Origin of the sequence: Serratia sp. 14-2641 (genome assembly GCF_001692375.1) — a bacterium.
GTDB lineage: Bacteria > Pseudomonadota > Gammaproteobacteria > Enterobacterales > Enterobacteriaceae > Chania > Chania fonticola_C.
Genome location: NZ_LXKR01000042.1, coordinates 1 through 12,532, shown reverse-complemented (window position 1 = coordinate 12,532; position 12,532 = coordinate 1). Strand labels below are relative to the sequence as shown.

Sequence of the window (12,532 nt, the reverse complement as noted above, 5' to 3'; positions counted from 1 at the left end):
CACCGGTTCATGCCATCCACTGGGTAAACCATTTGATACCAAAGGCGCCAGGTGCCAGGATGCCGAAAGCCCAGACCATTGCCGAGGCCACATTGGCAATCTGGAACGCGGTTTGCGGCATGGCACAGATGCCCCCCACCAGCGGCACCACGGCGCGTAACGGCCCGAAGAAGCGCCCAAAGAAAATGCCCAGCACGCCCCATCGCTCAAAAAACGCATGGCCACGCACCAACAGCTGTGGATTGCGTGACAGCGGCCACATATGAGCGACACGCCCCTGATAGTGATAACCTACCCAATAGGAGAGCCAGTCACCAAAGAAGGCACCGGCGGCGGCCGCAGCCCAGACCGGCCAGAAGGCAATGCCGCTCTCGCCAATCAACGCCCCCAACCCCAGCAGAATCACCGTGGCAGGCAACAACAACGAGAGGAAGGCCAGCGACTCGCCAAACGCCAGGAAGAAGACGATCGGGATCGCCCAGGCTTCATGCTGGCGCACTGTTTCGCTAACCCAGTTAATCACGTCATTGAGGCTCATAGCCTGCTCCTTTTGAGAACGGATCCGACCTCAAGGATACGTAGTACCCTACCTCACTGGTTAAGCTCCGGTTAAACATGGCGCCGTTATTCCAGATAGAGCGCCTGCAACGTCTCGAGCTGGCGTTGCCCCAGCCCATATTCGGCTTCCAACCAACGGCTGCTGGAACCATATTGCTGATGAATGCAACCCAACGCGGTCGCCAGGAACTCTTCACGTGCGCTAAGCACATAGGCAAACTGCGCCACCGAAGCGTCGTTCAGACGGCTAGAGATCTGATCCAGCATGTGTTCACGGTAGCTCGCCAGCGTGGTTTCCGTCAGCAGATAATCTTCCATTACCGTAGCCTCATCCGCGCCCAGCGCCAGCAACACCATCGCCGAACCCACTCCGGTACGGTCTTTACCTACCGCACAGTGCTGCACAATCGCACCGCCTTCAGGCTGAGCCAGCAACTGCGCCAGTTGGCGATAGGCGGCGTTATTAAACGGCAGGCGGCGGTACAGCTCCAGCATAAAAGCCCGGGCATCAAACTTGGCCAGCGTTTCGTCGGTGAGTTTTTCAAGGTTGGCATTCACTTCGCTGCTGAGCGGATTGGCCGGCACGTGGTAATAGTCGGCTCCCGACCATAGCACGTCAGGTTTGGCCTGCACTTCGTCGAAGTCGCGGTAATCCAGCACCGAACGCATTGGCATCTGAGCCAGGTAGCTACAGTCGTTTTCACTCAAGCGATCCAGAGCACCGGAACGAAACAGCAGCCCGCGTTTGATACGGCGGCCATCGGCCACGCTGTTGCCGCCTAAATCGCGGAAGTTGATACCACCGTCAAGCGGCGCAAGTGAAGGATGGAGCAGGATCTGAGCGGTCATAGACGTCCTTACATTGATTGTCTCGGGATATGCCGCCACATCAGCCAGCAATCGGTAAACACCAACAACAGAAGGCCAGCAGCATGACGCAGAGGGGGATAACCGTAACAGAAGGGGAAACGGGCCGTCAAACGGCCCGCTTTTAACGAGGATTTGGATTACAGCAGACGGCGAGCTGCCTCGACGACGATTTGCACCGCTTGGCTTTCGGTCTTCTTCATGGTTTCCGCATTCGGGATCTCTTGCTGGGTGCGGTTAACGATCACACCGGCAACCATTCCCGCACGCAGGCCCTGGCTGGCGCACATGGTCAGCAGGGTGGCGGATTCCATTTCATAGTTCATCACGCCCATCGACTGCCACTCTTCCATCGAGCCCTTAAAGCGGCTGACCACACGGCCGGAATAGGTGTCGTAACGCTCCTGGCCTGGGTAGAAGGTATCGGAAGAGGCGGTTACGCCGATATGCGTGGTAGCACCGCAGGCCTTGGCGGCTTCAACCAGCGCAGTGGTACAGGCAAAGTCCGCCACTGCCGGGAATTCCATTGGGGCAAAGTGCAAGCTGGCACCGTCGAGGCGCACAGCGGCAGTTGTCACCAGCACGTCGCCCACGTTGATATTGGCCTGAATGGCACCGGTCGTGCCGATACGCAGGAAGGTACGGATGCCCAGTTGAGCCAACTCTTCAACGGCAATAGAGGTAGACGGGCCACCGATACCGGTTGAGCACACGATCACTGCCTTGCCATCCAGTTCTGCACGCCAAGAGGTAAATTCGCGGTGGGAAGCCAGGTGAACCGGGTTTTCCATCAGCTTGGCAATTTTCTCAACACGCTGCGGATCGCCAGGGACGATGGCCAATGTAGCGCCTTGCAGATCGTTTTTAGTGAGACCGAGGTGGAAAACGTCAGACTGAGACATGGGAGACTCCTCATGGATACGGTTTTTGGGAGGAACAAACAGAGATTCTACTGACAATCGCTGTTAAATTTCGTGATGATCATCACCTTGAATAAAGAAACAGAAATTCATCTACATTATTTTTGTGATTTAAATCACATAAAAAACCCTAGCACGCTTAATCTCCACTCAGTTTATACCAAGTTGCTGCCTGAGCAGCCATTGCTATCCTGCGCGAAAATTCGCCATGCTGTGCTAATAAGCGCTAATCTGCCTATAGTTAACTGCCGCGCTTTTTCTCTAACGCATGGAGCCTGCAATCAATGAAAACAGAACAACAAATAACGTTAAAACAGGCCAAAGGGGGATTTACCCCGGCCGTCGCACCGTTGGCCACCTCAACCATTCTGACCGATGTGCAGGATATACACGTGGGGGAAACCACCATCCCTTCGCAGGGGGACGATCTGCCAGCCTATATCGCCAAACCGGCCCATCATCAAGGGCCGTTCCCAATTGTGCTGGTCGTGCAGGAAATTTTTGGCGTCCATGAACACATTCAGGATCTATGTCGCCGTCTGGCTAAGCAGGGTTATCTGGCCATCGCTCCAGAACTCTATTTCCGGCAGGGCGATGCCAGAGAGTACAGCGAAATCAGCGAGCTGATGCAAAAGCTGGTCAGCAAGGTGCCAGACAGCCAGGTATTGGCCGATCTGGATCACGCTGCGCACTGGGCAACGCGCCACGGCGGCGATGCCAGCAAGTTGGCGATCACCGGTTTCTGCTGGGGCGGCCGCATCACCTGGCTGTATGCCGCGCATAATCCGCAGCTGAAAGCGGCGGTGGCCTGGTACGGCAAGCTGGTGGGGGAGAAAACCTTGAATTCGCCGAAGCATCCGGTTGATATCGCCACCGATCTTTCGGCGCCGGTACTTGGGCTATACGGTGGCCAGGATGGCAGCATTCCGCAGGAAACGGTGGAAACCATGCGCCAGGCGATCCGTGCGGCCAATGCCGATGCGGAAATCGTGGTGTATCCAGAAGCGGGTCACGCTTTCCACGCCGATTACCGGCCAAGCTATGACGCGGAGGCTTCCACCGACGGATGGCAGCGCATGTTGGCCTGGTTCAGCCAGCATGGTGTGAAATAGAGGGGCGCAGCATGCAGCGCCCCCCACATGCCAAGTTGGGTGAGGAATATCAGCAGTTTCAGGGGCAGCGAGTGCCCCTGATGCTTGTCAGTTAAGCCACCTACTTAGCTCAGTGACAAAGTGCCAAACGCACCGTGCCAATCGTGCTCGAACTTCTCAACCGCCGCCTGCACCGCCGGGGCGCTGATCAACTGTTCTGCGACATCAACCGGCAAGGTAATAGCTTCACAACCTGCCAACAGGCACTCCAACGCCTGACGCGGAGTCTTGAAGCTGGCGGCCAGCACCTTGGCCTGCGGAGCGTGCAGTTCTAACAAGTGCTGCAACTCCTGCACGGTAGCAATACCATTGCCGCCCTGGGCATCCACTCGGTTAACATAAGGCGCCACGTACTCCGCCCCTGCCAAGACAGAAAGCAGCCCCTGCGCCGCCCCATACACCGCCGTTCCCAACGTTGGAACAGCCATGCCGCTCAGGATTTTGATCGCTGCCAGCCCTTCCCCCGTCACCGGCACTTTCACCACCAGGCCAGGAACACGCCGGTGAAGCATCACCGCCTCTTCAACCATCTGCTCGGCCGTGGCCGCCATCACCTGGGCAAACAATTTTCCTTCGCCACCGATGATATCGCGTAAAGCAGGCAGCACTTCCCATAGCGACGTGCGTGACGCAGCCACAATGCTCGGGTTAGTTGTCACCCCTTGCAACGGCAACACACGTGCCAGGCGTTTCACCGCATTGATGTCGGCAGTATCCAGATAGAGTTCCATAGTTGCTCCTCAAGGCTAAAAATGAAGGGCGCCGCAGCGCCCAAAAATGGATTACAGTTCAAGCTCTTGTTTCAGCAATGCTTCTACCTGTTGGGCAGACACTGCGTTCACCAGTGCGTCACGGAAACCTTCATGCATGATGCGCCGCGCCAGCTTGGAGAAAATCCGCATATGCTGGTCCCCGGCGGCATGTTTATTAAGGGTCAGCATGATCACAAACTGCGCCTCTTCATCCCCCCAGACGACCGGCTGCGCCAGCTTGGCCACGCTGATGGTGGACTGTTCAATATGTTCAGATTTGGTATGCGGAATGGCAAAACCGAAGCCCAGCCCGGTGGAGAATACCGCCTCACGCGCCCACAAATCGGCGGCAAGATTACGTGGGTAACGGCAGCGTCCGGCCAGCAGCAGGTTATCCGCCATCCCTTTGATCACCTCTTCTTTGCTACGCCAATCGGCCCCCAGGGCAATGCAGTCCGGCGTGATCAGCGGCGCATCGCTTTGCTCCATGCGGAACTGGGCCAGCAGGTGCTCAACTTCCAGCGACGTACGGCAGGCCATGGCCCGGTTGAGCAGTAAACGGCATTCGCGGCTATCCAACTTGGCCAGGCGGGTTTTGGTGGCGGCAATGGAAGGCGCGCTCATGCTGATCTCATCCAGCCCCATCCCCACCAACAGTGGCAACACCGAACCTTTCGCCCCCAGCTCGCCACACAGGCCGATCCATTTACCGTGGCGGTGCACTTCACGCACGGCATGATCCAACCCACGCAGGAACGCTGGGTTCAGGCTGTTGTAGTGCTTGATGACCTTGGCATTATCACGATCCACCGCCAGCAGGTACTGCGTCAGGTCATTGCTGCCGATACTGAAGAAGTCGATCTCCTCACAGCACTGGTCGATGATAAACAGCACCGAAGGCACTTCCAGCATGATGCCGAGCGGGATTTTTTCGTCGAACGGGATCTGCCCGGCACGCAGCGATTGCTTCACTTCGGCCAGTTGATCTTTCACCCACAGGATCTCTTCCATTGAGGAGATCATCGGGATCATGATCTTTAGCGGACCGTGTGCCGAAGCGCGCAGGATCGAGCGGAGCTGGGTGCGGAACAGCGGCAGGAATTCCTGATAGATACGCACCGCCCGGTAACCGAGGAACGGGTTGTTCTCGGCCGGGATGTTCAGATAATCCACCGGCTTGTCGCCGCCGATATCCATGGTGCGCACGATGATCGTCTTGCCTGCGGCGGCTTCCACTGCCTGACAGTAAATGTTGTAAAGCTCATCTTCGGAAGGCGCAGTCAGGCGATCCATATACAGCATTTCGGTACGGAACAGGCCTACTGCCTCTGCACCGTTGCTGAAGGCCGCCTCTGCTTCTACCGCATGGGCGATATTGGCGGCAACTTCCATCCGCACACCGTCGGCCGTGCGCCCCGGTTGATCGAGATAGGCACTTTGCTGGCTGCGGATCTGCTCGCTCAGCCACTGCTCCTGCAGATAGTAACGACGAACCGGTTCGCTGAGATCGCAAGCCACCAGCCCAAGATCGCCGTCGATCTGCACCGATTGATTCAAATATGGCAGCATTGCAGCGGCATCAACGCCAACCAGAGTTGGAATGTTAAAGGAGCGTGCCAGGATCACCGTATGCGAGGTGCTACCGCCGCTGCCCAGCAGCAGGCCCTTCAAATAACGCTTGTCCAGCTCCAGGAATTGGCTCGGGGTCAGCTCATCGGTGATGCAAATGCTGTCTACACTTAGCGCCTGTTGCGCCGGGAAGCGCTGCTCGCCATAAATTTGCTGTAACAGCTGGAAGCTGACATCACGAATATCCAGTTCACGCTCGCGCAGATAGGCACTGGCAGACTGTGCCAGTTGCTGGCTGAAGTGGGCTGCGGTGGCCACAATGGCGGCGGCACAGCTTTCCCCGGCCAGCACACCATCAAGCAGGTGCTGGCGGAATGCGCCGTCACGCAGCAAGGAGCAATGCGCTTCCAGCACCGCCGTGGTGGTTCCGTTACCGCCCATCAGTTGCAGATCCAGCGCCTTGCCAAAGCGCGTCAACCCTTCGGCCAGTTGCTGCTGCTCCTGCTCAACAGATTGCGTAGGCGGCAACGTCAGGGCGTTTAAATCCACCCGCGCCAGATGCACCAGTTTGCCATTCGCGGTGCCTTGGTTGACGGAGCGAGCGCGCACCAGCGTTGGGTTCAGGTTAGCCAGAGACTGCGGGATAGGTTCCTGCTCCGCCTGGCCATCCACTTGCGGCAGTGCTTCGTCGCAGTGCGGGAATTCATGTTGGATAAACTGGCTCAGGCGCTCAAACGCCGCCTGTTCATCTTCCCCTTCGATGGTGATGCGGCATTCATCGCCCAGCAAAGTATCGGTACCGATCAGTGACAACACGCTTTTACCGTCGCCACGCAGGCCACTACGTGAGTTGTGCCATTCAACGCGGGAACGGAAACCGTTGCACAGGGTTTCGATATGGCTGGCTGGGCGGGCATGTACCCCGTTGGGCAGCACGCAGGTAAACGTCACTATTTTCGCCATCACTCTTTCCTCATACCAAAGCAGCGGTGAACAACACCGGTTTGCCACAAGGATAAAAGCGCAGCGCGGCCCAGGGCTATCGGATAAAAATGTCAAACACTGGACAAATGTATCCTGACGGCATAAATGCGATACCGCTCACAAACCCCGTTTCCACAAGCCCGGTTTATTCTGTCGCACACTTTGAGTTAGATCGCACTTTTCTCCTGACAATACAAAAATCCAGTAAATGGCAATTTTATCCACTGTTGATAGTACCGCCAGATGCCTATTGTGATAGCCAACAACCTTTATCCATCAGGGGTCATTCCCCGGTGGTTTTATCTCAGAAGCACGCTGGTCGCGGCCAGGGAGTGAACGATGAAAGAGCTACTCAATATTCTAAGAAACACACGCCAGCACTTGATGACCGGCGTCTCCCATATGATCCCGTTTGTGGTCGCCGGCGGCATTTTGCTGGCCATCTCCGTGATGCTGTATGGCAAAGGGGCAGTCCCCGATGCGGCAACGGACCCTAACCTGAAAAAACTGTTCGATATCGGCGTGGCCGGATTGACGTTGATGGTGCCTTTCCTGGCGGCCTATATCGGCTACTCCATCTCGGATCGCTCCGCACTGGCTCCCTCGGCGATTGGGGCCTGGGTGGGCGCGTCCTTCGGGGCTGGCTTCTTCGGGGCGATCATCGCTGGCCTGCTGGGCGGTATTATTGTGTTCTATCTCAAGAAGATCCCGGTGCCGAAGATCCTGCGCTCGGTGATGCCGATCTTCGTGATCCCAATCATCGGCACCCTGCTTACCGCAGGCATCATGATGTGGGGCCTGGGCGAACCGGTTGGCGCGCTGACCAACGGCCTGACTCACTGGCTGCAAGGTATGCAGCAGGGCAGCATCGTAGTGCTGGCCATCATCATGGGCCTGATGTTGGCGTTTGACATGGGTGGTCCGGTTAACAAGGTGGCCTACGCCTTTATGCTGATCTGCGTCGCTCAGGGCGTGTATTCGGTGGTCGCCATCGCGGCCGTTGCCATCGCCACCCCGCCGCTCGGCCTGGGATTCGCCACGCTGATTGGCCGCAAATACTACACCCCGGAAGAGCGCGAAGCGGGTAAAGCCGCGCTGCTGATGGGCTGCGTCGGCGTTACTGAAGGGGCTATCCCGTTCGCCGCCGCCGATCCGCTGCGCGTGATCCCCTCCATCATGATCGGTTCTGCCTGCGCCGCCGTGACCGCCGCGTTGGTGGGAGCACAGTGCTACGCCGGTTGGGGTGGTCTGATTGTGCTGCCGGTAGTTGAAGGCAAGCTGGGTTACGTAGCCGCGCTGCTGGTGGGCATGGTAGTCACTGCCCTGCTGGTTAACCTGCTGAAAAGCTTTGCCGCCAAGAAACAGGCCAACAAGGCCACACAGGAAAACGATCTGGATCTGGATTTCGAAATTAACTGAATAAATACGCTCTCAGGCTGCGTCTTGAGAGACGACGGATAACGTTGAGGAATTGAATATGACCATGATTATCGCTGTAACCGCTTGCCCATCTGGCGTTGCCCATACCTACATGGCTGCCGAGGCCATCGAGCGCTCCGCCAAAGCTCAAGGCTGGCAGTGCAAGGTGGAAACCCAAGGCTCCATCGGCCTGGAAAACGAACTGACGGCCGAAGATGTGGCCGCCGCCGACGTGGTGATCCTGACCAAGGATATCGGCATCAAGTTTGAAGAACGCTTTAAAGGGAAAACCGTGGTACGCGTGGCCATCAGCGATGCGGTAAAACGAGCCGATGCCATCATGGAGAAAATTGCCGCCCACTTAGCGCAAAAGGCCTAACCGCACAGCCCGGCACGACGTGCCGGGTTTTCCCGCCCTCATTACCGCACAAAAGGAAAATGTGATGCTCTCCCGGATCGAACGTCTAAAAGCCGCCCTGTTCTCCGCCCCGCGCGAAATTTCACTTGAGCGCGCACTGCTCTATACCGCCAGCCACCGGCAGACCGAGGGAGAACCGACCATCATCCGCCGTGCCAAGGCAACCGCCTATATTCTCGACCACGTAGCGATCACCCTGCGGGAAGATGAGCTGATTGCCGGTAACCGTACGGTGAAGCCGCGTGCCGGGATCGTGTCGCCAGAGATGGACCCTTACTGGCTGCTGAAAGAGCTGGATGCTTTCCCAACCCGTCCGCAGGATCGCTTTGCCATTTCCGAAGCGGACAAACAGGTGTATCGCGAGCAGCTTTACCCTTATTGGGAAAAGCGTTCGATGAAGGATTTCATCAACGGCCAGATGTCAGAGGAGGTTAAAACCGCCACCCAGACCCAGATTTTCAGCGTCAACCAGACGGACAAGGGCCAAGGGCATATCATCATCGATTACCCGCGCCTGCTGAATAACGGCCTGGATAGCCTGCTAGCCGAACTGCAAAGCCATGCGCAGCAGCAGCCAGACAACGCGTTCTATGCCGCAGCATTGTTGCTGTTACAAGCCTCACAGCGCCATATCCTGCGCTATGCCAGCCTGGCACGCCAAATGGCGGAGCAATGCAGCGATGAGACTCGCCGCGCCGAGCTGCTGCGCATCGCCGAGATCTCCAGCCACAACGCCCACCACAAGCCGCAGGATTTCTACCAGGCGTGCCAGCTGTTCTGGTATATGAACATCATTTTGCAGTATGAATCCAACGCCAGCTCACTGTCGCTGGGCCGCTTCGATCAGTACATGCTGCCGTTTTATCAAGCCTCCCTCAATCAGGGGCAGGATCCGGCCTTCCTGAAGGAGTTGCTGGAAAGCCTGTGGGTGAAATGCAACGACATCGTGCTACTGCGCTCCACCTCCAGCGCACGTTATTTCGCGGGTTTCCCTACCGGTTACACCATCTTGCTGGGCGGCTTGACGGAAACCGGCCGCAGCGCGGTAAACGTGCTGTCGTTCCTGTGCCTGGATGCGTACCAGAATATCCGCCTACCACAGCCGAACCTGGGCGTGCGGGTCAATGAGTTTATCGATCGGCCATTCCTGCTGAAAACCGCCGAAACCATCCGCCTCGGCACCGGTATTCCGCAAATCTTTAACGATGAAGTGGTGGTGCCAGCGTTCCTGAACCGTGGTGTCTCACTGGAAGATGCGCGTGATTATGCGGTGGTGGGCTGTGTTGAGCTGTCGATCCCAGGGCGTACCTACGGCCTGCACGACATTGCCATGTTCAACCTGCTGAAAGTGATGGAGCTGACGCTGCTGGATAACGAAGGCAACGCTAGCCTCACCTATCCGCAATTGCTGGATCACATTCGTGAAAAAATCCGCCATTACGTCCGGCTGATGGCCGAAGGCAGCAACATCTGCGATATCGGCCACCGCGACTGGGCACCGGTGCCGCTGCTGTCTTCCTTTATTGATGACTGCCTGCAACACGGCAAAGACATCACCGAAGGCGGTGCACGTTACAACTTCTCCGGGGTACAGGGCATCGGCATCGCCAACCTGAGCGATTCGCTGTTTGCCCTGAAAGGCCTGGTGTTCGATCAACAACGCCTGAGCTTTGATGAACTGCTGGCCACGCTGAAGGCCAACTTTGCCACGCCGGAAGGGGAAAAGATCCGCGCACGGCTGATTAACCGCTTTGACAAATACGGCAATGATATCGACGAAGTTGACCTTATCAGCGCCGATCTGCTGCGATTTTACTGCAAAGAGGTGGAACAGTATCGTAACCCGCGTGGCGGCCAATTTACCCCTGGCTCTTATACCGTTTCTGCCCACGTGCCATTGGGTGCGGTGGTGGGTGCCACGCCAGACGGGCGCTATGCAGGGGAACAACTGGCGGATGGTGGGCTATCACCCATGCTCGGCCAGGATGGCCAGGGGCCGACGGCGGTACTCAAATCGGTGAGTAAGCTGGATAACTACCTGCTCTCCAACGGTACGCTGCTGAACGTAAAATTCACCCCCAGCACGCTGGAAGGCCAGCAAGGGCTGAACAAGTTGGCAGACTTCCTCGGAGCCTTTACCAAGCTCAAGCTACAGCACGTGCAGTTCAACGTGGTGAATGCCGAAACGCTGAAGGAAGCGCAGGCCAGGCCACAGGACTTCGCCGGGCTGGTGGTGCGTGTTGCCGGCTATAGCGCATTCTTCGTGGAGCTGTCGAAGGAGATCCAGGATGACATCATCCGCCGTACAGCGCATCAACTGTAACCTGATCACGCCCGGGTTTTCCCGGGCAACACCCGCAGAGCCGCAGGCCCGGATCTTCAATATTCAGCGTTATTCGCTGAACGACGGCCACGGCATCCGCACCGTGGTATTTTTCAAAGGCTGCCCACATAGCTGCCCTTGGTGTGCCAACCCGGAGTCGATGTCGGGCAAGATCCACCGCGTACGCCGCGAGGCCAAATGCCTGCGCTGCCAGCCCTGCCTGAACGACGCACAAGAGTGCCCAAGTGGGGCGATGGAACTGATCGGGCAGAACATCACGCTGGAGGCGTTGTTACAGCAAATCCTCAAGGATGAGGTGTTTTATCGCACTTCCGGCGGCGGAGTGACGCTTTCCGGCGGAGAAGTGCTGATGCAGGCCGAGTTTGCCACCCAGCTGTTGCAACGCTTGCAGGCGTTGGGCATCAATACCGCCGTCGAAACCGCCGGAGATGCCTCGCAGGCCCAAGTGCTGGCCCTGGCAGAATACTGCGATCAAATCCTGTTCGACCTGAAAATCATGGATGCCGAGGCCGCCAAACATCAGTTGAACATCAATCTGCCACGGGTACTGGCAAACTTTACTGCGCTGGTGCAGCGCGGAGTTAACCTGATCCCACGCCTGCCGTTAATACCCGGCTACACTTTGAGCACGGAGAATATGGCGCAGGTGCTGGCATTTCTGGCGCCTTTTGGGCTACAAGAGATCCACCTGTTGCCTTTTCATCAGTATGGCGAGGCGAAATATACCCTGCTGGGGCGCGAATATGCCATGCGCGGCGTAGCAGCCCCGACAGAGCAACAGATCGCTCCCTTGCAGGCGATGGCGCAACAGGCAGGTTACCGAGTGATCATTGGCGGTTGAACAGAAGCAAAGGGGCTGACATGACGATAAAACTCGTAGCGGTAACGGCCTGTATCAGCGGGGTCGCCCATACCTACATGGCTGCCGAGCGGCTGGAAAAACTGTGCACGCAGGAGAAATGGCCGGTCAAAGTAGAAACCCAGGGCGCATTGGGGATTGAAAATTCTCTGACGGCGGACGATCTGGCGCAGGCCGACGTGGTGCTGTTGATCAGCGACATTCTGCTGGCGGAAAGTGAGCGTTTTGAACATCACCGCTGCGTGCAGATCGGCATCAACACCTTTCTACGCACGCCAGAAAAGGCGCTCAGTGCGGTACGCAAGGCCGCCGCTTCACCCCAGGAAACGCATATCCGCGTGGTTTAACTGCTGTGTTAGCCCCCTCACCCTAACCCTCTCCCCAAGGAGAGGGGACCGATCGAGCCTCTCTGAAATTATAGTGACTCACCTTGGATGCGGGGACCCATCGAGTATCTCTGAAATTATAGTGACTCACCTTGGATGAGGGGGACGATTGCGTTTACTGAGATGGCCTCTTTACCTGCAAAAGAACAGGGGCTATCAGCTCCCTCTCCCTGTGGGAGTGTACAGACCGAGGACATCATGAACACTTGTTCGGGGACATGGTAGACACTTACAACATAGGTATGAGTACTTCTGAGTGGAGCTGCTTATGCCGTGGAATGAGAGATCTGCCATGTCATTACGTA

Annotated in this window: 11 protein-coding genes; 6 read left to right on the top strand and 5 right to left on the bottom strand. The window is 57.1% G+C overall.

Features of this window, described 5'->3' with window-relative positions:
• Positions 1-7: 7 nt before the first annotated feature.
• From A6U95_RS15060 to udp, 3 genes are all read right to left on the bottom strand, one after another.
• Positions 8-538: a DedA family protein gene (locus A6U95_RS15060; RefSeq protein ID WP_065685040.1), complete on the bottom strand. Its 531-nt coding sequence runs from the start codon at positions 536-538 to the stop codon at positions 8-10.
• A gap of 86 nt (positions 539-624) precedes the next feature.
• The gene (locus A6U95_RS15055; protein ID WP_065685039.1) at positions 625-1,407 is read right to left on the bottom strand and encodes a tyrosine-protein phosphatase; all 783 of its coding nucleotides are present in this window, start codon (positions 1,405-1,407) and stop codon (positions 625-627) included.
• 158 nt (positions 1,408-1,565) lie between these two features.
• Positions 1,566-2,327: a uridine phosphorylase gene (gene udp, locus A6U95_RS15050; protein ID WP_024485456.1), complete on the bottom strand. Its 762-nt coding sequence runs from the start codon at positions 2,325-2,327 to the stop codon at positions 1,566-1,568.
• A gap of 302 nt (positions 2,328-2,629) precedes the next feature.
• Here udp and A6U95_RS15045 point away from each other — a divergent pair, with 302 nt between their 5' ends.
• Positions 2,630-3,457: a dienelactone hydrolase family protein gene (locus A6U95_RS15045; protein WP_065685038.1), complete on the top strand. Its 828-nt coding sequence runs from the start codon at positions 2,630-2,632 to the stop codon at positions 3,455-3,457.
• A gap of 104 nt (positions 3,458-3,561) precedes the next feature.
• On the opposite strand, the gene fsa is transcribed toward A6U95_RS15045, so the two are convergent.
• Complete coding sequence (fsa, locus tag A6U95_RS15040; RefSeq protein WP_065685037.1) at positions 3,562-4,227, bottom strand: fructose-6-phosphate aldolase; 666 nt, start codon at positions 4,225-4,227, stop codon at positions 3,562-3,564.
• Between the two features lie 51 nt (positions 4,228-4,278).
• The gene (ptsP, locus tag A6U95_RS15035) at positions 4,279-6,780 is read right to left on the bottom strand and encodes a phosphoenolpyruvate--protein phosphotransferase (RefSeq protein WP_065685036.1); all 2,502 of its coding nucleotides are present in this window, start codon (positions 6,778-6,780) and stop codon (positions 4,279-4,281) included.
• A gap of 360 nt (positions 6,781-7,140) precedes the next feature.
• On the opposite strand from ptsP, the gene A6U95_RS15030 reads away from it, so the two are divergent.
• The 5 genes from A6U95_RS15030 to A6U95_RS15010 all read left to right on the top strand — a co-directional run bounded on the left by A6U95_RS15030 (position 7,141) and on the right by A6U95_RS15010 (position 12,188).
• Positions 7,141-8,220, top strand: coding sequence for a PTS fructose transporter subunit EIIC (locus A6U95_RS15030; RefSeq protein ID WP_024531120.1), 1,080 nt, complete (start codon positions 7,141-7,143; stop codon positions 8,218-8,220).
• A 58-nt stretch (positions 8,221-8,278) separates the two neighbouring features.
• Positions 8,279-8,599: a PTS fructose-like transporter subunit IIB gene (locus A6U95_RS15025; RefSeq protein ID WP_021181481.1), complete on the top strand. Its 321-nt coding sequence runs from the start codon at positions 8,279-8,281 to the stop codon at positions 8,597-8,599.
• Positions 8,600-8,663: 64 nt separating this feature from the next.
• Positions 8,664-10,961: a formate C-acetyltransferase gene (locus A6U95_RS15020; protein WP_065685035.1), complete on the top strand. Its 2,298-nt coding sequence runs from the start codon at positions 8,664-8,666 to the stop codon at positions 10,959-10,961.
• On the top strand, positions 10,927-11,823 hold the full coding sequence (locus A6U95_RS15015) for a [formate-C-acetyltransferase]-activating enzyme (protein WP_065685034.1): 897 nt from the start codon (positions 10,927-10,929) through the stop codon (positions 11,821-11,823). The genes A6U95_RS15020 and A6U95_RS15015 overlap by 35 nt, the downstream gene beginning before the upstream one ends.
• 20 nt (positions 11,824-11,843) lie before the next feature.
• Positions 11,844-12,188, top strand: a complete 345-nt coding sequence (locus A6U95_RS15010) for a PTS fructose-like transporter subunit IIB (protein WP_065685033.1) — start codon at positions 11,844-11,846, stop codon at positions 12,186-12,188.
• Positions 12,189-12,532 lie beyond the last annotated feature (344 nt).

What these genes read in the sequence shown, in the direction of transcription:
- A6U95_RS15060 (WP_065685040.1), bottom strand. Translation starts at nt 538, where the DNA reads ATGAGCCTCAATGACGTGATTAACTGGGTTAGCGAAACAGTGCGCCAG.
- ptsP (WP_065685036.1), bottom strand. Translation starts at nt 6,780, where the DNA reads ATGGCGAAAATAGTGACGTTTACCTGCGTGCTGCCCAACGGGGTACAT.
- A6U95_RS15055 (WP_065685039.1), bottom strand. Translation starts at nt 1,407, where the DNA reads ATGACCGCTCAGATCCTGCTCCATCCTTCACTTGCGCCGCTTGACGGT.
- A6U95_RS15025 (WP_021181481.1), top strand. Translation starts at nt 8,279, where the DNA reads ATGACCATGATTATCGCTGTAACCGCTTGCCCATCTGGCGTTGCCCAT.
- A6U95_RS15020 (WP_065685035.1), top strand. Translation starts at nt 8,664, where the DNA reads ATGCTCTCCCGGATCGAACGTCTAAAAGCCGCCCTGTTCTCCGCCCCG.
- A6U95_RS15030 (WP_024531120.1), top strand. Translation starts at nt 7,141, where the DNA reads ATGAAAGAGCTACTCAATATTCTAAGAAACACACGCCAGCACTTGATG.
- A6U95_RS15045 (WP_065685038.1), top strand. Translation starts at nt 2,630, where the DNA reads ATGAAAACAGAACAACAAATAACGTTAAAACAGGCCAAAGGGGGATTT.
- A6U95_RS15010 (WP_065685033.1), top strand. Translation starts at nt 11,844, where the DNA reads ATGACGATAAAACTCGTAGCGGTAACGGCCTGTATCAGCGGGGTCGCC.
- udp (WP_024485456.1), bottom strand. Translation starts at nt 2,327, where the DNA reads ATGTCTCAGTCTGACGTTTTCCACCTCGGTCTCACTAAAAACGATCTG.
- A6U95_RS15015 (WP_065685034.1), top strand. Translation starts at nt 10,927, where the DNA reads ATGACATCATCCGCCGTACAGCGCATCAACTGTAACCTGATCACGCCC.
- fsa (WP_065685037.1), bottom strand. Translation starts at nt 4,227, where the DNA reads ATGGAACTCTATCTGGATACTGCCGACATCAATGCGGTGAAACGCCTG.